Annotated in this window: 15 protein-coding genes; 5 read left to right on the top strand and 10 right to left on the bottom strand. The window is 69.7% G+C overall.

Features of this window, described 5'->3' with window-relative positions; translation table 11 throughout:
- The first annotated feature begins 128 nt into the window (after positions 1-128).
- Together ACFU8W_RS08155 and ACFU8W_RS08150 are read left to right on the top strand one after the other, a co-directional pair.
- Complete coding sequence (locus ACFU8W_RS08155; protein WP_384033462.1) at positions 129-2090, top strand: beta-N-acetylglucosaminidase domain-containing protein; 1962 nt, start codon at positions 129-131, stop codon at positions 2088-2090.
- A 185-nt stretch (positions 2091-2275) separates the two neighbouring features.
- Positions 2276-2998, top strand: a complete 723-nt coding sequence (locus ACFU8W_RS08150; protein WP_345512834.1) for a TetR/AcrR family transcriptional regulator — start codon at positions 2276-2278, stop codon at positions 2996-2998.
- 49 nt (positions 2999-3047) lie between these two features.
- On the opposite strand, the gene ACFU8W_RS08145 is transcribed toward ACFU8W_RS08150, so the two are convergent.
- The 8 genes from ACFU8W_RS08145 to ACFU8W_RS08110 form a co-directional block, all read right to left on the bottom strand.
- Positions 3048-3398: an isomerase gene (locus ACFU8W_RS08145; protein WP_345513001.1), complete on the bottom strand. Its 351-nt coding sequence runs from the start codon at positions 3396-3398 to the stop codon at positions 3048-3050.
- A 363-nt stretch (positions 3399-3761) separates the two neighbouring features.
- Positions 3762-9074: a pullulanase-type alpha-1,6-glucosidase gene (pulA, locus tag ACFU8W_RS08140; protein WP_384033458.1), complete on the bottom strand. Its 5313-nt coding sequence runs from the start codon at positions 9072-9074 to the stop codon at positions 3762-3764.
- Positions 9075-9532: 458 nt separating this feature from the next.
- Complete coding sequence (locus ACFU8W_RS08135) at positions 9533-11239, bottom strand: carbohydrate-binding module family 20 domain-containing protein (RefSeq protein ID WP_384033455.1); 1707 nt, start codon at positions 11237-11239, stop codon at positions 9533-9535.
- Positions 11240-11710: 471 nt separating this feature from the next.
- The gene (locus ACFU8W_RS08130) at positions 11711-12769 is read right to left on the bottom strand and encodes a LacI family DNA-binding transcriptional regulator (RefSeq protein ID WP_384033452.1); all 1059 of its coding nucleotides are present in this window, start codon (positions 12767-12769) and stop codon (positions 11711-11713) included.
- Positions 12754-14430 carry a glycoside hydrolase family 13 protein gene (locus ACFU8W_RS08125; RefSeq protein WP_384033449.1) on the bottom strand — a complete coding sequence of 559 codons (1677 nt, stop codon included), beginning with the start codon at positions 14428-14430 and terminating at the stop codon, positions 12754-12756. Before ACFU8W_RS08125 ends, ACFU8W_RS08130 begins: the two co-directional genes overlap by 16 nt.
- Positions 14431-14535: 105 nt before the next feature.
- Entirely contained in the window at positions 14536-15420 is an 885-nt protein-coding gene (locus ACFU8W_RS08120; protein WP_384033446.1) for a sugar ABC transporter permease, read from the bottom strand.
- Positions 15417-16433: a carbohydrate ABC transporter permease gene (locus ACFU8W_RS08115; RefSeq protein WP_384033443.1), complete on the bottom strand. Its 1017-nt coding sequence runs from the start codon at positions 16431-16433 to the stop codon at positions 15417-15419. Before ACFU8W_RS08115 ends, ACFU8W_RS08120 begins: the two co-directional genes overlap by 4 nt.
- A gap of 21 nt (positions 16434-16454) precedes the next feature.
- Positions 16455-17729 carry an extracellular solute-binding protein gene (locus tag ACFU8W_RS08110; protein ID WP_384033440.1) on the bottom strand — a complete coding sequence of 425 codons (1275 nt, stop codon included), beginning with the start codon at positions 17727-17729 and terminating at the stop codon, positions 16455-16457.
- A 407-nt stretch (positions 17730-18136) separates the two neighbouring features.
- Between ACFU8W_RS08110 and ACFU8W_RS08105 the strand changes: the two genes are divergently transcribed.
- Both ACFU8W_RS08105 and ACFU8W_RS08100 read left to right on the top strand, forming a co-directional pair.
- Positions 18137-19204, top strand: coding sequence for a LacI family DNA-binding transcriptional regulator (locus ACFU8W_RS08105; protein ID WP_384033437.1), 1068 nt, complete (start codon positions 18137-18139; stop codon positions 19202-19204).
- A gap of 74 nt (positions 19205-19278) precedes the next feature.
- A complete protein-coding gene (locus ACFU8W_RS08100; protein ID WP_384033434.1) occupies positions 19279-20214 on the top strand; it encodes a phosphatase PAP2 family protein in 936 nt (311 codons plus the stop codon).
- 99 nt (positions 20215-20313) lie between these two features.
- On the opposite strand, the gene ACFU8W_RS08095 is transcribed toward ACFU8W_RS08100, so the two are convergent.
- On the bottom strand, positions 20314-23304 hold the full coding sequence (locus ACFU8W_RS08095; protein WP_384033431.1) for a bifunctional [glutamine synthetase] adenylyltransferase/[glutamine synthetase]-adenylyl-L-tyrosine phosphorylase: 2991 nt from the start codon (positions 23302-23304) through the stop codon (positions 20314-20316).
- A 135-nt stretch (positions 23305-23439) separates the two neighbouring features.
- Here ACFU8W_RS08095 and ACFU8W_RS08090 point away from each other — a divergent pair, with 135 nt between their 5' ends.
- Entirely contained in the window at positions 23440-23955 is a 516-nt protein-coding gene (locus ACFU8W_RS08090; RefSeq protein ID WP_384033428.1) for a pyridoxamine 5'-phosphate oxidase family protein, read from the top strand.
- 112 nt (positions 23956-24067) lie between these two features.
- Here ACFU8W_RS08090 and ACFU8W_RS08085 read toward each other — a convergent pair whose 3' ends face one another.
- Positions 24068-24880: a putative protein N(5)-glutamine methyltransferase gene (locus tag ACFU8W_RS08085; RefSeq protein ID WP_384033425.1), complete on the bottom strand. Its 813-nt coding sequence runs from the start codon at positions 24878-24880 to the stop codon at positions 24068-24070.
- Positions 24881-24949: the final 69 nt, after the last annotated feature.

The raw sequence follows: 24949 nt of genomic DNA, 5'->3' as shown, positions 1-24949 counted from the left end.
TCAAGTGGTCTAATCCAATAGGTCGGACCTCTTGACAGTGAACTGAGTTTTACCAGTAGCCTTTTGAGGTCGTTGTGGTCTAGACCACCTTGGAGAGCTCCATGGGAAGACGCAGGATCGCCGTCAGCATGTTCGCAATAGCAAGCACTATGGTGCTCGGGGTGCTGCCACACGGCGCCAGCGCCCAGGCGGCCGGGGTCGCGGACGCGGCGGGCGCCGCCTCGGCCGGCGCCCGCCCCCTGCCGCCGGTCTCCCCGACCCCGCAGTCCATCTCTCGCTCCGGCGAGGACGCGACCGTCACCGGCCGGGTGTTCGTGGTCGCCGACGACCGCACGGACGCAGCCGCCCGTGACCGCCTGATCCGTGAGCTGAAGAGGCACGGCGCCGCGCGCGTTGACATCGTTTCCCCCGGCAATGTCCCGCCAGCGGGCGCGGGTTTGCTCACCGTGAGGCTGGGACCCGCAGAACGTCCGGACATCGCGAACGCGTTGGGCGACACCGCCGTGCCCGACCACGCCGAGGGATACGCCCTGCGGGTGTCGGGGCATCCCTCACATCCGCAGATCGCCCTCGGGGGCGTGGACGCGACGGGCCAGTTCTACGCGGTCCAGACCCTGCGTCAGCTCTTCCAACGCCAGGACGACGACTGGACGGTGGCGGGCGCACAGGCCGGCGACTTCCCCTCGATGCCTCTGCGCGGCACCATCGAGGGCTTCTACGGCAAGCCCTGGACCCATGCCGAACGACTCGACCAGATGGACTTCTACGGCGATGTCAAGGCCAACACCTATATCTACGCGCCGAAGGACGACCCCTACCACCGCGACAAGTGGCGCGACGCCTATCCCACCGACAAACTCGCCGAACTGGGCGAGCTGGTGAACCGGGCCACCGCGAACCACGTCCGCTTCACGTTCGCCGTCTCACCCGGCGGCTCGATCTGCTACTCCGACCCCGACGACCGCAAGGCCCTCAAGGCCAAGCTCCAGGCCCTCTACGACCTGGGCACCCGGTCCTTCTCCATCCCTCTGGACGACATCAGCTACACCAAGTGGAACTGCGCGGCCGACCAGGCGGCGTACGGCCAGCCGGGACGCACCGCGGCCGCGAAGGCGCAGGTGGATCTGCTCAACGACCTTCAGCGGAACTTCATCGCCACCCACGAGGACGCCCGCCCCCTCCAGATGGTGCCGACCGAGTACGGCGACCTGACCGACACCAGCTACAAGCAGACGATGCGGGCCACCCTCGACCCCGCGGTCGTGGTCATGTGGACCGGCACCGACGTCGTACCTCCGACGATCACCAACGACCAGGCCGACGGCGCATCCAAGCTCTTCGGCCGCAAGGTCTTCGTCTGGGACAACTATCCGGTCAACGACTACGGGAACACCAGCGGCCGACTGCTGCTCGCCCCCTACGACAAGCGCGAGGCGGGCCTGTCCGGCCACCTCTCCGGCATCGTCGCCAACCCGATGAACCAGCCGTACGCCAGCAAGGTCGCCGTCTTCGGCGCCGCGGACTTCACCTGGAACGACATCGCGTACGACGCGCGGACCAGCTGGCCGCGCGCCATGGCCTATCTCGCGGGCGGCGACCCGCAGGCCACCGAAGCCCTGCTCGTCTTCGGTGATCTGGAGCACATGGCGCCGACCTTCGGTGCCACCCCGTGGCAGCGGCAGGCCCCCGAACTCGCCCGCCGCATCGCCGCCTTCTGGGCGGACTGGAACGCCGGGCGGAGGACGGAGGCGTTGACGGACCTGCGTGCCTACGCCGAGCGCATCGAGCAGGCGCCCGCCGTCATCCGCGGCGGAGCAGTCGAGCAGGGCTTCACCACCGACGCCGCCTCCTGGCTGGACGCCACCGCGCTGTGGGGCAAGGCGATGGTGACCATGGTGGACGCACTGGGAGCCCAGGACGCCGGCCAGGCCCAGAAGCTGCTCGAGGAGTCGAAGAGCCTCCAGACCCAGGCCCGTGCCGTACGGGTGGTGCCGGCCCGCAACACCTGGGGAAGCGTGCGGCCCAAGGTGGGCGACGGGGTCCTCGACACCTTCCTCGCGGCGGCCTCGGCCGAGGTGGGGAAGGAGTAGGTAGCGGGAGCCGATGCCGCTCCGGTGTGCGGGGCCCTGCGGGTGGTGACGGACCACCTGCGGGGCCCCGCGCCCGCATGCTGCCCGGTCCCGGCCGATGCGGCGGAACGGCCTGAGGTGGGCCGGCGGGATCGGCCCGGTGCACCACCGAGCCCCGTCCAAGTCGCGGTCGGTACGCTGGTGCCATGACGACCGGGGTACGGCGCAGGATGGGCGTCGATGAGCGCAGGCAGCAGTTGATCGGTGTCGCGCTGGAGTTGTTCAGCCATCGCGCCCCCGACGACGTCTCCATCGATGAGATCGCTGCCGCCGCCGGGATCTCCCGGCCGCTCGTCTACCACTACTTCCCGGGGAAGCAGAGCCTGTACGAGGCGGCACTGCGGCGGGCAGCCGACGAGTTGGCGGGCCGGTTCCTGGAGCCGCGTGAAGGGCCCCTGGGAGCACGGCTGTTGCGCGTCATGGGGCGGTTCTTCGACTTCGTGGACGAGCACGGGCCCGGATTCTCCGCGCTGATGCGGGGCGGGCCCGCAGTCGGGTCGTCGACGGCGAACGCGATGATCGACGGGGTGCGGCAGGCGGCGTACGAGCAGATCCTCGCCCACCTGGGGGTGGAGGAGCCCCCGGCGCGGCTGGAGTTGGTCGTACGGTCGTGGGTGTCGCTGGCCGAGTCGACGGCGTTGATCTGGCTGGACGGCCGGCGGATTCCGCGCGCGGAGCTGGAGATGCAACTGGTGCACGACTTCGCGGCGCTGGCCGCGGTGAGTGCGGCATACGACGCGGAGATGGCGGGCATCGTGCTTCGGGTCCTCGCGGAGGAGCCGGCCGACGGGCCGTTCGGAGATCTGCTGGCGCGGCTCTCCGCCTTCTCGCCCGCTGTACCGGCTGTGCCGTCGCAGCGGTTGACGTAACGACCTGATCCACTCTCTGTCGTGCACCAGGCCGTAAGGGCCGGCGCGGTCAGCGCTTGCGGTAGGACGGGTCCAGGTCGCGGGTCTCGGCCGAGGTGTGGACCGTGAGGTCGTCGGCGGACTTGATGTGCGCGGCCAACAGCTCCAGTACGGACTCGGTGAGCTTCGCCTTGATCTCCTCGGTGCGGCCGGGCAGCATAGCGATCGAGACGTGCAGGATCGCGTCGCCGGTGGCGGCGTCGCCCACCACGGACTCGTCCACCCGGCGGAAGCGGGTCTTGCAGGCGGCGACCTTCGTGGTGACCGTCTCGGCGACCAGCGGGTGCAGGGCGAGCGCGAAGCCGCGGCGGTCGAAGGTGTCGTCGAGTTCGGCGGAGTAGTCGACGGTGATCTGCGGCATCTGGGGCTCCGGGGTGCGGTACGAACCGTTGTCAGAGCTCACCTTTACGGTGATCGCCATGACCGCACAAGGGAATTCGCTGCTCACCCTGCAGCTCCTTGTCTCGTCGGGAATGGTTCCCACCATGGTCACCGTCACTGTCCGGCACGCGGCACGATCCGATCCTTGCTCCGCCGGTGGAGCGCCGGGCGCCCTGCTCCTTGCGCGGTCGGCCGTGACGAACCGGTCCGGTCCCCTTTCCCGTACGGCGTACGCGCGTGGGAAAGGGGACCGGAACCGGCCGAGGTGGTGGGAGGGACGCGCCCGGGAGTGCGCGATGCGGCTCACTCCCCGGCGGCTGCCCTCAACGTGGTCCGGTACGGGTCACCGCAGGGAGAACACGGCCACCGTGCGTCCCGGGACGGTGAAGCTTCCCGAACTCCTCTCGTACGAGGCCTTCTTGACAGTGGGGTCCGCCCCCGCGGCCTGGACGGGGTGCAGGGCGTAGTCCTTCCCGGCCAGATCGGCGACCTGCTGGTGCTCGGTGCCGGGGGTCGCGTTGAGGACGATCACCAGCTTCCCGAGGCGCATGGTGATGACCCCGGGCGTCTCGTCCTTCCCGGAGAGCGGGAACGACAGGGCGGACTGCACCTGCTCGGTGGTGGAGAGGTCGAACTCCTTCTCCGTCGTGCGGATGCTGAGCAGGTCCTGGTACGCGGCGGACGCGCCGTCGATCTGTGCGCAGCCGGGGCTGAGCGCGGTGGCGGTCAGCAGCGGCTTGGCGTAGGACCACTTGGCCTTGTTGTCGGCCGCGAGCGGCAGTCCGCGGCCGAAGCCGTTGCCGTCCCGGCAGTCCCAGTGCAGTGCGTTGAACCAGTCGCCGCTGTCGTACGAGTTGCGGTCCAGCGACTTGGAGCGCAGCAGGTCCGTGCCCGCCTGGGAGAGCGACGGGCCCTGCGACAGAGTGGCGGTCGCCATCGCCAGGACCTGCATCCTGGCCCGGTCGGCGGCCGAGGTGCCCGCCGGGAGCTTGAAGGCGAGGGCGTCGTACAGCGTCTCGTTGTCGTGGGCGTCGGCGTAGGCGAGGGCGTCGCCGGGAACCGCTGCGTATCCGGCGGGGGCCCCGTTGTAGTCGACGCCGGAGCCCTTGACCGTACGGCCCGAGGAGTCGGTGAAGGTGTAGTCGGCGAGGTTGCCGGTCAGGCCGACCTTGATCAGATCCTGGTAGTGGAGCAGCCGGGCCTTCTGTTCGGCCGGGGTGCCGTTGGCGGTCGAGGAGTTGGGGTCGGTGTAGAGGCCGCTGGCGAAGCCCTGGACACCGGGGTCCTCGTCGAACGGGCTGCCGCCGCGGACGGCGTCCCGGGCCCGGTCGGAGAAGGTGGCGATGCCGGTGCCGGCCATGTTCTTCTGGGTGGCCTGGACGAAGCGGGCGTCGTCGGCGATCTCACCGAAGTTCCAGCCCTCCCCGTACAGGATGATCTTCTTCCCGTCGACGCCGTCCTCGGCCACGGTCAGCGCGTCGAGCGCCTTGCGGACGGCAAGGATGTTGGCCTTGGGGTGGTGGCCCATCAGGTCGAAGCGGAAGCCGTCGACCTTGTACTCCTTGGCCCACGTGACGACCGAGTCGACGACGAGCTTGCCCATCATGGTGTTCTCGGGCGCGGTGTTGGCGCAGCAGGTGGACGTGGCGACGGTGCCGTCGTCCATGAGCCGCTGGTAGTAGCCGGGCACGATCCGGTCGAGGACGGACTTGTCGTCCTGGCCGGAGGCGACGGTGTGGTTGTAGACGACGTCCATGACGGTCCGCAGTCCGGCGCCGTTCAGCCCCTGAACCATCTGACGGAACTCGACGGTGCGCCTGGTGCCGTTCGGATCGGAGGCGTACGAGCCCTCCGGGACGGTGTAGTGCAGCGGGTCGTAGCCCCAGTTGAACCCGTCGTTCGCGGCGGCCTTCGCCACGCAGGCCTGCTGCTCCTCGGAGTCGGGGGCGTACACGGACAGGTCGCAGGCGGGCTTCTGCTGGGCCGACTTCTTCTCGGGGATGGTGCCGATGTCGAAGGCGGGCAGCAGATGGACGTAGCTCGTGCCGGAGTCGGCGAGCTCCTTGAGGTGCTTCATCCCGTCGGAGCGGGTGTCGGTGAAGGCGAGGTATTCGCCGGGGTGCTGGGACGTCGGGTCCGCGATCGAGAAATCGCGGATCTGCAGCTCCTGGATCTGGGCGTCGCGAAGCGGGACGGCGGCGGGCTTCCTCAGCCCGGCCCAGCCCTTCGGTGCGAGCCCCGGGGCGTCGAGGTCGACGACGAGGCTGCGGGCGGAGTCGGTGGTCAGGGCGGTGGAGTACGGGTCGGTGACCTTGTTGGTGACGATCTTCTGGACGGTGGGCGCCCACACCTTCACCGCGAAGCGGTACGGCTTGCCGGTCCACTTCGCGGTGCCGGTGACCGACCAGACGCCGGTGCGGTCGTCGCGCCGCATCGGGACGGTCCTGCCGTCGAGTTCCAGGGCGACGGTCTGCGCGGTGGGGGCCCAGACGGAGAGCGTGGGCCTGCCGTGGTCGAAGACCGGGCCGAGCGCGGCGGTGCTCGCGTTCTTGCCGTACAGGTCGTCGAGCACACCCGCGCTCTGTACGCCGGTGGCGGCGAGCAGGGCGCCGTTGGCGGCGCGCTGGGTGGCGATCAGCTGGCCGCGCAGCGCCTCACGGACCCGGTCCCGGTCACGCGGGTCGACGGTGAAGGCCGGGTAGTCCTTGAGGTGGGGATACTTCGCCTTCTGGGCATCGGTCAGCGCGGACGGGCTGAGCCGCAGCCACTGCCCCTCGTCGGTGAGGGAGCCGTCGACGACGGAGATCCCGCCGTCCTTCGCGTAGACGAGCTGCTCGCTGGTGGCGTCGGTGGCCTTCACCTTCCAGACGACGGTGCCGGAGTCGATCCACTGCGCCTCGGCCTTGGTGAGGTCGGGGGTGGGCATACCGCCGGTCTGCGGCAGCAGGTAGCCGGGCTGTCCGGCGACCATCCACACCTCGTGGTCGTACGTGGCGAGGTCGAGGGACTGGTCGCTGGGGAGGTCCTTCTCGTCGCCCTTGTGGAGGATGTAGCTGAGCGAGGTGGCCCCGTCGGTGAGCGGGACCTCGAAGGTGACGCCGTAGGCGTCCTTCTTCACCGGCTGGAGCGGCTTCGCCCAGTCGGTGGGGTCCTTCGCGCCGGTCCAGGTGTGCAGTCCCCAGCCGTCGTAGTTGCCGTCGGCGCGGTGGTAGTGCAGGACGGCCTTCGTCCTGTCCTGCGCCGGGTAGGCGCCCTCGGGGGCCGTGTCCGACTGGCCGTCCTTGCCCTGCTCGATCCAGACCTGCCCGGCCTTCGCGAGCTCGACGGTGCGCTGCGGACCGTCGGCCGTGCCGTCCTTCTCGACCGTGTACGGGACGGAGGAGGTGCCCTCGTCGAGCTTGATCCAGGCGAAGGCGCCGTAGGCGTCGCGCCCGGTGAACTCGGCGGACTTGTCACCGGACTCGATCGTCCAGCCGTCGTAGTCGCCGTCCGCACGCTTGTAGTGGACGACGGCGTAGTCGCGCTCGACGGCGACGGGCTTCTCGGCCGCGGGGGCCCGGCCCGCGGTCGTCGAGGCGAGGGCGCTCGCGGTGCGTCCGGCACGGTCGACCACAACGGCCTTGTAGCGCAGCGGCGTTCCCGCCGCCACGGTGTCGTCCAGGTGCTGAGTGATCCTGTACGGGGCGTGGTCGGCGGATCCGAGGGTGACCCACCTGCCCTTGCCGGTCTGGGCGGCGAAGACGACCCGGTTCAGCGATCCGCCGTCGGTGTCCGCGGAGATGTCGACGGTACCGGTGGCTCCGGCGGCGGGCGCCTTCAGCGTGATCGAGGGCTTGGCGGCCGGGGCGCCCAGCGGCTTCTCGGCACGCAGCACGATGCTGGAGAGGGCGGGCACGGTGACGGTGATCGTCTTGTCGGCGTCGCTGCGGACCGTACCGGAACCTCCGTACAGCGTGCGGAAGTTCATCGCGGCCGACTCGGTGGACAGCTCGACGGTCTTCGCCTCGGTGCCGTTGTTGGTGGCGACGAGGTACTCGTCGGCGCGCTTGGGGTCCGTACGGGAGAACGCGTAGACGGAGCCTTCCGCGTACCGCTCGGTCTGGACTCCGTCACGCAGGGCCGGGTTCTCCTTGGTCAGCTCGGAGAGTGCGGCGATGTTCCGGTACAGCGGGTGGCCGGTGTCGTACGCGTCGGAGGCGTGCGTACGGTCGGTGCCCAGTTCGTCGTCGTCGAGGTAGTCGGCGGTCTTCGAGGCGAACATGGTCTGGCGGGCGTCCTTGTCGCCGCCCGCGCCGGTGAAGCCCTGCTCGTCGCCGTAGTAGATGACGGGGTTGCCGCGGCTGAGGAACATCAGCTCGTTGGCGAGGCGGGCCCGGTCGAGCAGCTCGGCGTCGTCGGCCTTCGGGTTGTCCTGCTTCAGGAACGCGCCGATGCGGCCCATGTCGTGGTTGCCGAGGAAGGTCACCTGCTCGTAGGCATTGGCCTTGTCGGTGGTGTAGCGGTAGTCGTCGCCGAAGACAGCGGCGAGCTTCGAGGCCGGAGCGCCCTGCGAGGCGTACTGCCGGGCCGCCTCCTGGAACGGGAAGTCGAGCGTCGCGTCGAGCCGTCCCCGGGTGACGTACGGGGAGGTGATGGCGGTGTCGGCGGAGTAGACCTCGCCGAACATGAAGAAGTCGTCACGTCCGTGCTGGGCGGCGTAGGCGTCGAGGGCGGTCGCCCACTGGGTCCAGAAGTCCAGGTCGACGTGTTTGACCGTGTCGATCCGGAACCCGTCGATGTCGAAGTCACGGACCCACTTCTCGTAGATCTTCTCCATGCCGGAGACGACCTCGGGCCGCTCGGTCCACAGGTCGTCGAGCCCGGAGAAGTCGCCGTACGTGGTGGACTCGCCTGCGTACGTCGAGTCGCCGCGGTTGTGGTACATCGTCGGGTCGTTGAGCCACGACGGGATCTTCGTGCCGGTGTTCTTCGGGGTGTACGGGAACGAGTCGGCGTCGACCTTCGCCAGGCCCTTGCTGTCGTCGAAGGGGCGGCCGTCCCTGTCGAGGTACGGGTAGGCGCCCTTCGGCCTGTAGCCGTACTTCTTCTCGGCGTAGTCGACGGTGTCCGCGGTGTGGTTGGTGATGACGTCGAAGAAGACCTTCATGCCCTTGGCGTGGGCCCTGTCGATCAGCTTCGACAGGTCGGCGTTGGTGCCGAAGTGCGGGTCGACCTGGGTGAAGTCGGTGATCCAGTAGCCGTGGTAGCCGGCCGAGGCGTCCTTTCCGGCGCCCTGGACCGGGCGGTTCTTGAAGATCGGGGCGAGCCAGATGGCGGTGGTGCCGAGGTCCTTGATGTAGTCGAGCCGGTTGGTCAGGCCCTTGAGGTCACCACCCTGGTAGAACCCCTTGTCCGTGGGGTCGTAACCGGTCGCCAGGCGCGAACCGGTGAGTCCGCCGCGGTCGTTGGAGGTGTCTCCATTGGCGAACCGGTCGGGCATGACGAAGTAGAACTGCTCGCGGGTCAGGTCGTGCCGGGCGGGCTCGGCGGCGAGCCGGGCGTCCGACGGCGGGCCCGGGGGGCTCGGCGCGGCGGTGGTGGCTGCCGCCGGGACGACGGGTATGAGCGCTGCGCACAGAGCGGCGACGGCTCCCCGTCTGAGGGAGGTACGGGACACGGGGCAGGGGCTCCTTGGTTGCGAGGGTTATGGGGTTCTCGGGATTCTCGGGGTTGACGGACTTGTTCGGGCGGGCCGGGGGGCGGGGGTCCACCAGGGCGTCTCCTCGGACGCCGCAGACTCCCCGACACCGCGGGGAAGCCGTGCACTTACTGCGCCGTCCTGCGGGGATCGCCCTGGTGCACCCCCGCCCCGGGGCGCCGTCCGAGGGCCTCCGACACCGGACGCCCACAGGGCGCCGTAGGCCTCCGTGCCGGGCGACCACGTCCTTGCCGGCCGGTGCGCCGGGAGGGGACGTATCGGGGCGATCCCCGCAGGGTGACGCAGTAATAGGACGTTTTCGCCGCGGTGTCGGGGAGTCTGCGGCACTCGAGGAGACGCCCCGATGCGGCACCGGCCCCCGGTTCAGCCCCCGGACCGGGACGACATGGTCAGCCGCCCCGGCCCGGGCGCCGGGTTCAGCTCCGCCAGACGTCGCTCGTCAGCGACACCTTGCCGGTCGACGGAACCGTCGCCGTGCGGTTGGCGCCGCTCTCCCAGGTGACGGCGCCGCTGGCGTCCTTGCGGATGTACTTGTACTCGAACGACGTCCCGGCGGGCATGCTCACGTCGAGCTTCCAGACCGGGTAGGTCGCCGGGTCCAGCTTGAGCGCGCTGTCGGTGTTCCAGTTGCCGAGCGCGGACTGGTTGCCGACGACGTAGATGTTCTGGCCGAGCTGGGTGGTGGCGTTGACGCCGAAGGAGGCTCCGGAGGTGCTGGTGCCCGGGTCCGTCGTACCGCCGCCCGTGCAGGTACGGGCGTTCACCTGGAGCGCGAGGGCCGTGTTGGCGCCGAGTGTCGCGGTGAACTGACCAAAGCCGTTGACGGTGACACCGTTGCCGGACTGGATGTCGCAGTAGTCACCGGCGGGCAGCGACGTCTGGAAGGTACGGGTCAGCGACGAGCTCTCGTGGTTGATGGCGACGTACGCCTTGGCGCCGCGACCGAACGCGATCTGGTCGCCGCCGTTGTCCCACCAGTTGGTGACGGCCTCACCGCGCGCGGTGTTGCGGAAGCCCACCATGGAAGAGATCTGCGGCCAGGCGTGCTGGCACTTCCAGCCGTCGCTGTAGCAGGCGTTGACCGTGCCGCCGTTGGGCGGCCCCGCGTCCTTGTCGGACCACTCGTAGCCGGAGTGGATGTCGGGCGAACCGTACGGCCAGGCCAGCATGAAGACGTTGGCGAGGGTGTAGTTGGCACCGTCCTTGTAGTTCAGCGTGTCGCCGCCGCGCTCGGTGTCGTGGTTGTCGACGAAGACCGCGGTCTTCGAGGACGCCATGAAGCCCCAGCCCTCACCGAAGTTCTTCAGGTAGGCGAGGTTCTCGTTGTTGAAGACCTGCTTGAGGCTGCGGGCGTAGCGGAACTCCTGGACGTCGCCGGTGCCGGCGTACTCGTCGGGCGAGACCGCTTCGCCCGCCCCGTAGATCGCCTCCTGCTTCCAGTAGGCGCCGGAGTCGGTCAGCCGCGACTTGATGTTGGCGAGGTCGTTCGCGGGGATGTGCTTGGCGGCGTCGATGCGGAAGCCGTCGACTCCGAGGGAGAGCAGGTCGTTGAGGTATCCGGCGATCTTGCCGCGGACGTAGTCCTCACCGGTGTCGAGGTCGGCGAGCCCGACGAGTTCGCAGTTCTGGACGTTGGCACGGTCCTGGTAGTTGCTGATCTGCGCGGTGCAGTCGTCCATGTCGTACGAGGAGTACAGGCCGGGGTAGTTGTACTTCGTGTACGAGGAACCGCCGGTGCCGGTGCCGGATCCTGCCGCCATGTGGTTGATGACGGAGTCGGCGACGACTTTGACGCCCGCGCTGTGGCAGGTGCTGACCATGTGGGCGAAGGCGGTGCGGTCGCCGAGCCGTCCTGCGATCTTGTAGCTGACGGGCTGGTACGAGGTCCACCACTGGCTGCCCTGGATGTGCTCCTGGGGCGGCGAGACCTGCACGTAGCCATAGCCGGCGGGACCGAGGGAGTCCGTGCACGCCTTCGCGACGGAGTCGAACTTCCACTCGAAAAGGACTGCGGTGACGTCCTTGTCGCCCGGCGTGGACGCCTGGGCGGTCGTGGTGGGGGCCACGAGAGCGGCGGCGCCTGCTATCAGGGCGAGCGCTGCAGACAGGTGTCTGCGTGCCATGTCTTTCCTCCTGCTGTGGGGGAAATGCGGGTGACGGTGCAGCCTCACGTGGCAACGCGCCCTGCCCTCAAGGCTCCTGAAGGTTCTTGCTGCAAGAATGCAAACCTTGCCGCGGGGAGACCGTACGAGCCCGTCAGGTTCCGGTCAACCCTTTGGACACCACCCGCTTACATCGGCGAAATGCTGCCGTTTTCTTCTTGCAAGGCCTTACGCAAAACATTGCAGCGCTGTTACGTTTCTCCCGACCCCGGTCCGGTCGGTCGGGGGTCCCGGTAGCCCGGGCCCCACGCGCCCGGCCGGCCGGGCCGGTCACGGACAAGAGAGGCACCCGGAGTCGCTCACTCCCCGCCGGCCCATTCAGGGCCGACTCCCGGTGCCTCTCCTGTACGTCGACCTGTCCTCGCACCCAGAGACGCAGAGGTCCTGGATCCCCCTCCGGATCCAGGACCTCTGCGCATGCCGCACGCGCCGTCAGGCGGTGCGGACCGCCGCGGTGGACCCCCGCACCACCAGCTCCGGCTGGAACACGTACTCCGTGCGCTGCACGGGGCTTCCGCCGATCTCCTCCAGCAGCGCCCCGACCGCGGCCGCCGCCATCGCCTGCACGGGCTGCCGCACCGTCGTCAGAGGCGGATCGGTGAACGCGATCAGCTGGGAATCGTCGAAGCCGACCACGGACACGTCGCGCGGCACGGCGAGCCCACGGTCCCGGGCGGCGCGCACCACGCCCAGCGCCATCAGGTCGCTGCCGCAGACGATGCCCGTGCACCCCTGGTCGAGCAGCGCCCCGGCCGCGACCTGGCCACCCTCGACGCTGAACAGCGTCGAGCAGACGAGGAGTTCGGCCTCGGCGCGGTCCAGTCCCAGCAGGTTCACCGCGGCGTCGAGGAAACCGTCCCGTTTGCGGCGGGACGGCACATAGCGCTGCGGTCCGATGGCCAGGCCGACCCTGCGGTGGCCGAGTTCGGCGAGATGACCGACGGCCATCCGGACGGCGGCGGTGTCGTCGGGCGAGACGAAGGGCGCGCTGATCCGTTCGTTGTAACCGTTGATCAGGACGAACGGGACGCCGCGGTCGGTGAGCGCGGCGTACCGGGCGGGGTCGGCCGACAGGTCGGCGTGCAGCCCTGAGAGGAAGACGATGCCGCCGACACCGCGTTCGACGAGCTGCTCGACGAGCTCGTCCTCGGTGGCGCCGCCGGGCAGCTGGGTGCAGAGCACCGGGGTGTAGCCGTGCCCGGCCAGGACCTGTTCGACGGACTGCGCGAACGCCGGGAAGATCGGGTTGGTGAGCTCGGGGGTCACCAGCCCGATCAGCCCGGCGCTGCGCTGCCGCAGCCGCACGGGACGCTCGTAGCCGAGGATGTCGAGCGCCGCGAGCACCCGCTGACGCGTGGTGTCCGCGACGCCCGGTTTGCCGTTGAGCACCCGGCTGACGGTCGCCTCGCTGACCGAGGCCTGACCGGCGATGTCCGAGAGCCTCGGCGCACCGCCCGCCCTGGGCAGGGGGACGGTCACACCGTCCACCACACCGTGGTGTCCGCGGGCAGCTCCATCTCCGCGCCGTCGGTGACGACGGGGCTGCTGGAGAGCAGCACCTGGCCGCGGACCGGGATGCGGACCGGCCGGCCGGTTGTGTTGACGGTGCAGACGAAGCCGGGGCGGGCGAAGGCCAGCAACCCTTCGGGGGCGTCCAGCCACTCCACGGCGGTCCCGGCGCCGAGCCCCCGGTGCACCCGGCGGGCGGCGAGCGCGGCCCGGTACATCTCCAGGGTGGAGCCCGCCGCGCCGGTCTGCGCCTCGACGCTCAGCTCGGCCCAGCTGTCGGGCTGGGGCAGCCAGCTGCCGCCGGTGCCGAAGCCGTACGAGCTGCCGTCGCGGGTCCACGGGATCGGCACCCGGCAGCCGTCGCGGAAGCCGTCCTGGCCGTCGGCGCGGAAGAACGACGGGTCCTGGCGGGCCTCGTCGGGCAGGTCGGTGACGTCGGGCAGGCCGAGTTCCTCACCCTGGTAGACGTACGCGGATCCGGGCAGCGCCAGCATCAGGAGGCTGGCGGCGCGGGCCCGGCGCAGGCCCGTCTCGCGGTCCCCGGCGGTGCGGATCTGGGTGCCGAGGCCGGGCGGGTTGGCGAACCGGGTGGCGTGCCGCGTGACGTCGTGGTTGGAGAGCACCCAGGTGGTGGGGGCGCCGACCGGGCGCATCGCGTCGAGCGAGCCGTCGATGACCTTGCGCAGCTCGGCGGCGTCCCAGGCGGTGGAGAGGTACTGGAAGTTGAACGCCTGGTGCATCTCGTCGTGGCGCACGTAGTTGGCGGTGCGCTCGACGGTCGGGGTCCATGCCTCGGCGACGGCGATACGGTCGCCGGGGTACTCGTCGAGGATGGTGCGCCAGGAGCGGTAGATCTCGTGCACCCCGTCCTGGTCGAAGAACGGCATGACATCGTTTCCGAGCAGCTTGAGCTGGTCGTGGGTGCCGAGGTCGGGCAGCCCCTCGGCCTTGACGAGGCCGTGGGCGACGTCGACGCGGAAGCCGTCGACGCCCATGTCGAGCCAGAACCGCAGGATGGAGCGGAACTCGTCGGCGACGGCCGGGTGTTCCCAGTTGAAGTCGGGCTGCTCCGGGGCGAACAGGTGGAGGTACCAGTCGCCGGGGGTGCCGTCCGGGTCGGTGGTCCGGGTCCAGGCGGGTCCGCCGAAGATGGACTCCCAGTCGTTGGGCGGCAGATCGCCGTCCGCGCCCTTGCCGGGGCGGAAGTGGTAGCGCTCGCGCAGCGCGGAGCCGGGGCCCTCGGCGAGGGCGCGCTTGAACCACTCGTGCTGGTCGGAGGAGTGGTTGGGCACCAGGTCGACGATGATCCGCAGGCCCAGGTCGTGGGCGTCCCGGATCAGCCCGTCGGCATCCAGCAGCGTGCCGAACATCGGATCGATGGCGCGGTAGTCGGAGACGTCGTACCCCGCATCCGCCTGCGGCGACGCGTAGAACGGGCTGAGCCAGACCGCATCGACGCCGAGATCCTTGAGGTACGGGAGTCTGCCGCGTACGCCTGCGAGATCGCCCATGCCGTCGCCGTTGCCGTCGGCGAAGCTCCGCGGATAGACCTGGTAGATCACCGCGTCCTGCCACCAGCCGGTGCGGTGGCCCGGAGCGTCGTCGGACGTGCCGGTGGAGGGGGCAGCGAGGTGCTGGGTCATGTCGTCCCTGGGGTGTCTGGGTGGGGGCGGCGCCGGGACCGGGTCGGGGATCCGGCGCCGCCGTGACTTGGTGCGTGCGGTCGTACGGTCGTGCTGCTGCGTACGTCAGCCCTTGACGGCTCCGGCGGACATGCCGGTCACCAGGTGGCGCTGGGCGAAGAGGAAGACCAGGGCCGCGGGTATCGCGATGAGCACGGACGCGGCGGTCATCGGCCCCCACTGGGCTCCGTACTGGTTGACGAACTTCTGCAGTCCGCCGGCGAGCGTGAGGTTCTCGTCGCCGACCATGAAGGCGGAGGCGTACGCCACCTCGCCCCAGGCGGTGATGAAGGAGTAGAACGCGGTGACGGCGAGGCCGGGCTTGGCGAGCGGCAGGATCAGCCGCCAGAACGTGCCGAACGGGGTGAGGCCGTCGACCTGCCCCGACTCGTCGATCTCGCGCGGGATGGTGTCGAAGAAGCCCTTCATCATCCAGGCGCAGAACGGCACCGCGATGGTGAGGTACGTGATGACGAGACCGGCGGGCTGGTTGAGCAGTCCCAGGCCCGACATGATGTTGTAGATCGGCACGATGAGGACGGCGACCGGGAACATCTGGGTGACCAGCAGCGTCCACATCAGCCCGCGCTTGCCCGGGAACCGGAAGCGGCTGACGGCGTAGCCGGTGGTGGCGGAGACGAAGACGCCGAGGACGGTGGTGAGCCCGGCGATGACCAGGGAGTTGCCGAACCAGGTCAGGAACTCGGTGTCCTTGATCAGGCCCGTGTAGTTCTCGAAGGTCGTGTCCTTGAAGAAGTCCGTCGTCGTCGCGTACGCGGCGGGCTTCAGCGAGGTCAGCAGGACCCACAGCACCGGGAACACGGCGATCACGGACGCCACGATCAGCGTGAGGTGCAGTCCGACGGAGGCGAGCGGCGAGCGCTCGCCGCGGAGCCGGACCTTGACCTTGCGCGCCGAGTGGTGCGCGGTGGGTGCGGGGGCGGTGGTCACCAGTTATCTCCCTGCGTGCGGAGGACTCGCCGGTAGACCGCGGCGAAGAGCATCAGGAGGACGAGGATCAGCACGCCCCATGTGGAGGACTGCGCGAAGTCGCGGGGGCTGATCTCGAAGGAGAACTTGTACGCCTGGGTGACCAGGATCTGGGTGGCCTCGCCGGGTCCTCCGCGGGTCAGCAGGAAGATCACCGGGAACATGTTGAAGGTCCAGATGGTCGACAGCAGGATCACCGTGGTGGAGACCGGCCGCAGACCCGGCAGCGTGATGTGGCGGAACCGCTGCCAGGCGGTGGCGCCGTCCATCTCGGCGGCCTCGTACTGCTCGCTGGGGATGGACTGCAGACCGCCGAGCAGGGCGACCATCATGAACGGCACGCCGAGCCAGACGTTGACGGCGATGACGGCGAACTTCGCCCAGGTCGGGTCGTTCAGCCACGGGACGCCGTCGATACCGGCACCGGAGAGGATCTTGTTGAGCAGCCCGCGGTCCTCGTTGTAGAGGAAGCGCCAGGCGAACACGGAGACGAATCCGGGAATGGCCCAGGGCAGGATCAGCGCCATCCGGTACGCGGAGCGGCCGGCGATCCGGCGGTTGAGGACATTGGCGAGAGCCATGCCGAGGACGAACGTGATGCTCACGCAGGAGACCGTCCACACCAGGGTCCACCCGAGCGTGCCGAGGAACTGGTTGCCCGTGAGTGCGTCGGCGTAGTTGTCCAGGCCGACGAACTTGTACGTCGCGGGCATGTGGTTGACACCGATGGACCGTGCGACGTTGCGCTCGTTGGCGTCGGTCAGCGACAGGTAGACGCCGCGGACGAGCGGGTAGCCGATGATCACGCCGATCACGACGACGACCGGGGCGACCATGGTCCAGGCGTACCAGTGGGTCGACAGCGCCCGACGGAGCCTGCTCGGTGGTGGAGGGTTACCAGTACCGCGGCTCCGGCCGCGGACGACGTCGTCGTCCGCGGCCTTCGCCACCGACTGGCTGGTGTGGACAGCCATCAGTCGGCCTGCCTTCCTGAGTTACTTCCAGCCCTTGAGGAGCTTGCGGTAGGAGTCACCGGTGGCCTTGGCGCCCTTCTCCGGCGTGGTCTGGCCGGTCAGGACCTTGGTGTACTCGGTGACGAGCGGGGCGAAGAGGCTGCCGGTCTCCGGGATCCAGGGGCGCTCGACAGCGGTCTCGACGACCGGCTTGAAGAAGCCGACGATCTCGTTGTCGACGACCTCTTCCTTCGCGTAGGCGGAGGTACGGGTCGGCAGGAGGTTCAGCTCCTTGGTGACCTGGGCCTGGGTGTCCGCGGACGTCATGTAGTCGACGAAGGCGTAGGAGGCGTCGAGGTTCTTGGAGCCCGCGTAGACGGCCAGGTTGTGACCGCCCTGCGGGGCACCCTGCGCGACGGAACCGGCCGGGACCGGGGCGACGCCCAGGTTGGCCTTGTCCTTGAACTCCTTGCCGGCGTAGGTGTCGGCGACGGCCCACGGGCCGTTGATCATCATGGCGACCTTGCCGTCCTTGAAGGACGACTGCATGTTCTCCCAGCCGTCCGTCGCGTCGGTCTTGGCCGCACCGGAGTCGACGAGGTCCTTGACGACCTTCATCGCCTTGACGCCGGCGGCGTTGTCGACGGTGACGGACTTGGTGGACGCGTCGACGAGGTCGCCGCCCTCGCCGTACAGGAAGGACAGGAACCAGTACGCGTCGTCGCCGCGCAGGTACATGCCGGTCTTGCCGGTCTTGTCCTTGATCTTCTTGGAGACGGTCTTCAGCTCGTCCACGGTGGTGGGAACCTCGACGCCGGCCTCCTTGAAGATCTTCTTGTTGTAGAAGATGCCCATGGAGTCGATGACCTGCGGCACCGCGTACGTCTTGCCGTTGTACTCGGTGGACGCCGCGGCCTGCTTCAGGAAGTCGTCCGCCTTCTGCAGGGCGGGGGTGCCGTCCAGCGGGGCGAGGTAGCCGAGGTCCGCGAACTCAGGGGTCCAGGCAACCTCGGAGCGGATCACGTCGGGGGCGCCGGAGCCGGACTGGGCAGCGTTCTTGAACTTGTTCTGCGCCTCACCGAAGGGCACGTTGACGTACTTGACGTCCACCTTCGGGTGCTTCTTCTCGAAGTCCTCGGCGATCTTCTTGAAGACCTTGTCCTCGCTGCCGACGGTGGAGGTGTCCCACCACGTCACAGTCCCGGAGAGCTCGCCCGAGCTCTTGCTGGTGCCGTCGGACTTGTCGTCGCTGCCGCAGGCGGTCGCCGCGAGCGCCAGGGCCGCGACCAGGGCGGTGGCCGTTATGCCACGTCGCATCTGTGAACTCCTTCAACTGCCGTACCGCTCCGTCGCGGCGCCGGGTCGACGTGAACGTAACAAGGATGAAAGAACGCCGAAAGGTCTTGCGGAAGATTTCTGCAAGCTTCGACGATCGTTACATTCGCGTGTCCTCAAGGTTGCCGTCAAGCCTCTTGACGAGAACGTCCCAGCCCTGGCAGAAGAAGGCACGGGTGGCCGATTCCGCAGTGCGACGATCCGACTGCGGGCAGCGTGATGCCTTCGCAAGTCCTTGCAAGATGTTGCGGCAGCCCTGTCCACGACAGCGCTCCGGGGCGCGGCCGCTCACCGGCGCACGCGGTTGCCGCACCTGGCCGTACGGGTCCGGTCGCCCGATTCCTGCGCATGGTGGGCAATCCGACATACGCCCGGTACAGTCCACTTCCATGACCGCACGGCTTGCCGATATCGCAACTCAGGCGGGGGTCAGCGAAGCTACGGTCAGCCGTGTACTGAACGGCAAACCCGGTGTTGCTGCAGCCACCCGCGAATCCGTACTCGCCGCGCTCGACGTCCTCGGCTACGAACGGCCGGTACGGCTGCGCAGGCGCAGCGCGGGGCTGGTCGGGCTGATCACGCCCGAGCTGGAGAACCCCATCTTCCCGGCGCTCGCCCAGGTGATCGGCCAGGCGCTGACCCGGCAGGGCTACACCCCGGTGCTGGCCACGCAGACGCCCGGCGGTTCCACCGAGGACGAGCTCACCGAGATGCTCGTCGACCGGGGCGTCTCCGGCATCATCTTCGTCTCGGGCCTGCACGCCGACACCTCGGCCGATATGCAGCGGTACGAGCAACTGCGCGCCCAGGGCGTCCCTTTCGTCCTGGTCAACGGATTCTCGCCGAAAGTCCAGGCACCCTTCATCTCGCCCGACGACCGGGCGGCGATGCGGCTCGCGGTGACGCATCTGGTGTCGCTCGGCCATCAGCGGATCGGTCTTGCGGTCGGGCCCAAGCGTTTCGTTCCCGTACTCCGGAAGATCGAGGGCTTCCGCGCCACCGTGCAGGAGCAGTTGAACCTCACCTCGGACGAGGTGGAGGTGCTGATCCAGCACTCGCTGTTCACGCTGGAGGGTGGCCAGGCGGCCGCCTCCGCGCTGATAGAGCGCGGGTGCACGGCGGTGGTGTGCGCGAGCGACATGATGGCGCTCGGAGCGATCCGGGCCGCGCGCAGGCTGTCGATGGAGGTGCCGCGCGACCTGTCGGTCGTCGGCTACGACGATTCGCCGCTCATAGCGTTCACCGATCCGCCGCTGACGACGATCCGGCAGCCGGTCACGGCGATGGGTCAGGCCGCGGTCCGCACCCTGCTCGAGGAGATCGGTGGCACGCCGGCTCCGCACAGCGAGTTCGTCTTCATGCCGGAACTGGTCGTACGGGGTTCAACTGCCGCGGGTCCCGGCCCGGATCCGGCTTCCGCTTCCGGACCGGCCCCAGGGGCGCACGCCCGCCCGTAGGGTGCATCATGTGCAGCCGGAACCCGACCGGAGGATGATCGGGCAGAGAGACGTATCTGACAGAATCGATGCCTATGGGTGAATCGAGCGTGAAGTCACAGGAAGGCCGCACGGCGGCCCCCGCGTCACCCATCGTGGACGAGGCGGCCCTCGAGGCGAGGCGGAACGACAGGCTCGCGAGACTGCGCTCGCTGCGGTCTCCCGGTAGGCCGCGCATCTGGTTCGAAGTCACGCTGATCGCGGTCAGTTACTGGCTGTACTCGCTGGTGCGCAACGCCGTCCCCGAGCAGAAGGCCGCGGCCCTGGCGAATGCCGACCGGCTCTGGTCGGTGGAGAAGTTCCTGGGCATCGCCGTCGAACAGACGGTCAACCACGCGATGAATTCCGTGACATGGCTGATCGTCTCGATGAACTACTACTACGCGACACTGCACTTCATCGTCACCATCGGTGTGCTGGTGTGGCTGTTCCGCTTCCATCCCGGCCGTTACGCGGCAGCCCGTCTGGTGCTGTTCGCAACGACGGGTGTCGCACTGCTCGGTTACTACCTGTTTCCCCTCGCGCCGCCGCGTCTGATGAACGGCGGACACTTCATCGACACCGTGCTGGTGCACCACACCTGGGGTTCGATGGCCTCGGGCAACTTCAAGAACATGTCGAACCAGTACGCGGCGATGCCGTCGATGCACATCGGCTGGTCGCTGTGGTGCGGGCTGACCGTCTTCGCGCTGGCGTCCGCGCCCTGGGCGCGGATCCTGGGCCTGTTGTACCCGGCGGTCACCCTGGTCGTGATCGTGTCGACGGCCAACCATTTCTGGCTCGACGCGGTGGGCGGGATGGCTTGCCTGACGTTCGGTTTCGCGGTGTCGTACGCCTGGTACGGGGCGCTGCCGCACCACCTCACGAAGCGGGTGCAGACGCCGCGGGGGCGGGCACGCCCGGCAGGGCTGAGCGCGGGGACGCCGATCCGGGCGGGCCACCCGGCCACGGAGGCACCGGTGCGCCGGTGAACGCCTCCGGTCTCCCTCGCAGGACGGGCTCGAATGTGCCGGCCGGGCCGGCCGTACGAGCCCGTCCGGCAAGTGGAGGACGTCTTCCGCCCCGTCCCCTCACGCCCCGTAGAACCGCTCCTCCACCACCGCGCGCGCCCGCCGGGTGATCCGCCGGTAGTCGTCCAGCATGTCCCCCACGTGCCCCGGCTCGTACCCCAGGTACCGCCCCACCGCCGTCAGCTCCCGCGGCCCCGAAGGGAACGTGTCCGCCGGGCGTCCGCGCACCAGCATCACCGCGTTGCGGACCCGGGTCGCCAGTACCCATGCCTCGTCCAGCGTCTGTGCGTCCTCGCCGGAGATCAGTTCCGCCGCGCACGCCGCGGCCAGCGCCTCGCGCGTGCGGGTGGTGCGCAGCCCCGGTTCCACCCAGCCGTGCTGCATCTGCAACAGCTGGACCGTCCACTCGACGTCACTCAGCCCACCCCTGCCCAGCTTCGTGTGGAGCGTCGGGTCGGCGCCGCGCGGCATCCGTTCGGACTCCATCCGGGCCTTGAGGCGACGGATCTCGCGGACCGCGTCCTCCCCCAGCCCCTCCATCGGGTAGCGCAGGGGATCGATCAGTTCGATGAAGGCGCGGCCGAGGTCCGCGTCACCCGCCATGGGTTCGGCGCGCAGCAGGGCCTGGCTCTCCCAGACCAGTGACCAGCGCCGGTAGTACGCGTCGTACGACTTCAATGTGCGCACCAGTGGTCCGCTCTTGCCCTCCGGCCGCAGATCCGCGTCGATGATCAGCGGCGGGTCGGCGGTGGGCAGCTGCAGCAGTCTGCGCATTTCGGCGACGACGGTGCTGGCGGCCCGGGCCGCCTCCTGCTCGTCGACGCCCTCGCGCGGTGTGTGCACGAACAGGACGTCGGCATCGGATCCGTAACCGAGTTCATGACCGCCGAAGCGGCCCATGCCGATGACGGCGAACCTGGTGGGAAGGGTGTCGCCCCACTGTTCGCGTACGACGGCGCGCAGCGCGCCCGCGATGGTGACCGCGTTCAGGTCCGTGACCGCGTTGCCGACCCGGTCGACGAGTGCGCCGTGGTCGGGTTCCGCGGGGTTCTCCTCCGTGCCGTACGAGCCGATGAGGTCCGCCGCCGTCGTACGGAACAGTTCGCGCCGCCGCACACCGCGGACCACCGCGACCGCGGACTCGGCGTCCTCGGCCCGCCCCACCGCGGCCAGCACCTCCTGCTCCAGGTGATTGCGGCTGCGCGGCTTCAGCCCCTGCGGGTCGCCGAGGATCGCCACCGCCTCGGGCGCCCGCAGCAGCAGGTCGGGGGCGAGCCGGCCGGCCGACAGGACGCGGGCGAGGTTCTCCGCCGCCGCGCCCTCGTCGCGCAGCAGCCGCAGATACCAGGGGGTCTTGCCGAGCGCGTCGGACACCTTGCGGAAGCCGAGGAGCCCGGCATCCGGGTCGGCGGAGTCCGCGAACCAGCCGAGCAGCACCGGCAGCAGGGTCCGCTGGATCGCCGCCTTGCGGGACACCCCGGAGGACAGCGCCTCCAGGTGCCGGAGCGCGGCAGTCGGATCGGCGTATCCGAGCGCTTCGAGCCGGACCTCGGCAGCCTTCGCGCTGAGCCGGATCTCGCCCGGTGCGAGCTGGGCGACGGCGTCCAGCAGCGGCCGGTAGAACAGTTTCTCGTGCAGCCGCCGCACCACGGACGCATGCCGCTTCCACGCCTGGTTGATCTCGGCGATGGGGTCCGTACGCATCCCGAGGGAGCGCCCGAGCCGCCGCAGATCCGATTCGTCCTCGGGCACGAGGTGGGTGCGGCGCAGCCGGTAGAGCTGGATGCGGTGCTCCATGGCACGCAGGAAGCGGTACGCGTCGTCGAACTGCGCGGCGTCCACCCGGCCGACGTAGCCGCCCTCGGCGAGCGCCCGCAGGGCGTCCAGGGTCGAGCCGCTGTGCAGGGACGCGTCGCTGCGGCCGTGTACGAGCTGCAGCAGCTGTACGGCGAACTCGACGTCCCGCAGCCCGCCGGGCCCGAGCTTGATCTCGCGGTCGACACGGTCCGCGGGGATGTTGTCGACGACGCGGCGGCGCATCTTCTGTACGTCGCCGACGAAGTTCTCCCGGTCCGCTGCCTGCCAGACCATCGGCGAGACGGCTTCGACGTACTCCGCACCCAGTTCGGGGTCTCCGGCCACCGGCCGGGCCTTGAGCAGCGCCTGGAACTCCCAGGTCTTGGCCCAGCGCTGGTAGTACGCGAGATGTGAGGAGAGCGTCCGTACCAGCGGTCCGTTGCGGCCCTCGGGACGGAGGTTGGCGTCGACCGGCCAGATGGTGCCCTCGACGGTCGTCTCGGAGCAGATCCGCATCATGTGCGCGGCCAGCCGGGTGGCGGCCTGGATGGCCTTGCTCTCCTCCGAGCTGTCGACCGGTTCCGCCACGAAGATGACGTCGACGTCGGAGACGTAGTTCAGTTCGTGCCCGCCGCACTTGCCCATCGCGATGACCGCCAGCCGGCACAGGGCGGCGTCGGCGGGTGCGGCCGTCCGGGCGATGGCGAGCGCGGCCCGCAGGGTCGCGGTCGCCAGGTCGGCGAGTTCGGCGGCGGTCTCGGCGACGTCCGTCGTACCGCACACGTCCCGGGCCGCTATGGCCAGCAGGCATCGGCGGTAGGCGATGCGCAGCGTGTCCGGGTCGTGGGCGCCCCCGAGCTCGTGCTCGAATTCGGCGACCCCGGGATGCAGGTCCGCCGCCTCGTACATGACGAGCGCCTGCCAGTGGCGGGGGTGCCGGGCCAGATGGTCGCCGAGCGCCTCGGACGCCCCGAGCACCCCGAGCAGCCGGTCCCGCAGCGGCTTGGCGGAGACGAGCGTGTCCAGCAGCATCTGCCGCTCGGCGGCGTCCTCCGCCTCCACCAGCCGGACGAGTCCGCGCAGCGCCAGATCGGGGTCGGCGGTCGCCCCGAGCGCGTCGAGCAGCACCGGATCGGAGCGCACGGACGCCAGGGCGGGCAGGTCGAGCAGCCGCTCGGCGGCGGCGGCGTCGGTGAAACCGTGCCGCAGCAGTCGGGTGAACGTACTGCTTCTACGCCCCGGCACCGTCGTCATTCCGTGCTCTCCTGCTCGCCGCCCGTTCCCGTCCCAGCATTCCGAGCCTAGCCCGGCGCCGATGAATTCGTAGCGGGTGCGCGGTCCGTACTTCGCAGGCACGATCGCTTGCAGGACCTGTATCAGGAGGGCGCCATGTCCGGACCCGAACCCGTCGCCGAGCTGCAACAGGAGTACAGCGACAGGAGAGCCACTGCCCGCCCGTGGTCGGAAGCCGTGGGGGTGCTGACGCGGGCGGGGGTGTTCTGGCTGTCCACGGTCCGCCCGGACGGTCGCCCGCATGTCACTCCGCTGATCGGGCTGTGGACGGACGGCGCGCTGCACTTCTGCACGGGGCCGACGGAGCGCAAGGCCCGGAACCTGGCGGAGAACCCGGAGGTCGTGCTGACGACCGGCACCAACACGCTGTCCCGGGGCTTCGACGTGGTGGTCGAGGGCCGGGCGGTCCCGGTGACGGACGAGACCCGGCTGACCCGGCTGGCGAAGCTCTGGGAGGACAAGTACGGCGCGGACTGGCACTTCGAGGTCCACGCGGGCGCGTTCGCGAACGGTGCGGGCGGCCGTGCCGACGTGTTCGGGGTGACCCCGCGCAAGGCATTCGGCTTCGGCAAGGGCGAGCCGTACAGCCAGACGCGCTGGCTCTTCGGCTGACAGGCGTCCCGTGCCGCGTTCCGGTCCCGTACCACTGCCGGGCCCGGTGAAGCCTGCCGTCGCCGGCGCGCACGGCGGCTGAGCGGGAGCCGCTCAGCCGCCCCGGGGCGGGCTACCTGCCGTCCCCGGTGCCGGGTCTGGTACCGATGACGACGGTCGCGTACAGCTCGTCGGAAGTGACCACCCGCGCAGTCAGCCCGCTCCGTGCGACGGTCTCCTCGGCGCGCGCCGCCTGCCGTTCGCTCGTCTCGACCAGCAGATGGCCGCCCGGCGCCAGCCACTGCGGCGCTTCGGCGGTCACCCTGCGCAGCACATCGAGCCCGTCGCCCCCACCGTCGAGCGCCACTCTCGGTTCATGGACCCGGGCCTCCGCGGGCAGGAGTTCGACGTCCTCGCTGGGTACGTACGGCACATTGGCGAGCAGAATCCCGACGCGGCCGCGCAGCGAGGCGGGCAGCGGTTCGAAGAGGTCGCCCTCGTACACCTCCCCCGTACCGGCGACATTGCGGCGCGCGCACCGCACCGCGGCGGGTTCGACATCGCTGGAGTGCAGCTCGACCCGGTCCAGGGCCGCGGCGAGCGCGGCGCCCAGCGCGCCCGAACCGCAGCACAGATCGACGACGACGGCGGGCCCGTCCGCGGGACGGACAAGACCGATGGCCTGGTCGACGAGGAATTCGGTACGGCGCCGAGGGACGAAGACGCCGGGGTCCACGGCGATCCGCAGGCCGCGGAACTCGGCCCAGCCAAGGACGTGTTCGAGGGGAAGTCCGGCTGCCCGCCGGTCGACCATGGCCGCGAGTTCGGCCGCGTTCGCGGCCGTGGAGAGGATCAACTCCGCCTCGTCCTCGGCGAATACACAACCGGCGGCGCGAAGTCTCGTGACGATGACGGAGTAAGGGAGCGGTGTTGAGGAGAGCGACATGGAGCGGAGCCTTTCGGGATGCCGATGGGTGCTCCGCAGTCCGCCCAGGACCTAGACCGGTCCGGTCAC

This window comes from Streptomyces sp. NPDC057565 (genome assembly GCF_042801455.1).
Lineage (GTDB): Bacteria > Actinomycetota > Actinomycetes > Streptomycetales > Streptomycetaceae > Streptomyces > Streptomyces yanii.
This window is presented reverse-complemented; position numbering and strand designations above follow the sequence as displayed.

Coding starts and splice junctions, on each gene's coding strand:
- ACFU8W_RS08085 (WP_384033425.1), bottom strand. CDS start 24,880: ATGTCGCTCTCCTCAACACCGCTCCCTTACTCCGTCATCGTCACGAGA.
- ACFU8W_RS08150 (WP_345512834.1), top strand. CDS start 2,276: ATGACGACCGGGGTACGGCGCAGGATGGGCGTCGATGAGCGCAGGCAG.
- ACFU8W_RS08115 (WP_384033443.1), bottom strand. CDS start 16,433: ATGGCTGTCCACACCAGCCAGTCGGTGGCGAAGGCCGCGGACGACGAC.
- ACFU8W_RS08095 (WP_384033431.1), bottom strand. CDS start 23,304: ATGACGACGGTGCCGGGGCGTAGAAGCAGTACGTTCACCCGACTGCTG.
- ACFU8W_RS08090 (WP_384033428.1), top strand. CDS start 23,440: ATGTCCGGACCCGAACCCGTCGCCGAGCTGCAACAGGAGTACAGCGAC.
- ACFU8W_RS08155 (WP_384033462.1), top strand. CDS start 129: ATGTTCGCAATAGCAAGCACTATGGTGCTCGGGGTGCTGCCACACGGC.
- ACFU8W_RS08135 (WP_384033455.1), bottom strand. CDS start 11,239: ATGGCACGCAGACACCTGTCTGCAGCGCTCGCCCTGATAGCAGGCGCC.
- ACFU8W_RS08105 (WP_384033437.1), top strand. CDS start 18,137: ATGACCGCACGGCTTGCCGATATCGCAACTCAGGCGGGGGTCAGCGAA.
- ACFU8W_RS08100 (WP_384033434.1), top strand. CDS start 19,279: ATGGGTGAATCGAGCGTGAAGTCACAGGAAGGCCGCACGGCGGCCCCC.
- ACFU8W_RS08125 (WP_384033449.1), bottom strand. CDS start 14,430: ATGACCCAGCACCTCGCTGCCCCCTCCACCGGCACGTCCGACGACGCT.
- ACFU8W_RS08110 (WP_384033440.1), bottom strand. CDS start 17,729: ATGCGACGTGGCATAACGGCCACCGCCCTGGTCGCGGCCCTGGCGCTC.
- ACFU8W_RS08145 (WP_345513001.1), bottom strand. CDS start 3,398: ATGCCGCAGATCACCGTCGACTACTCCGCCGAACTCGACGACACCTTC.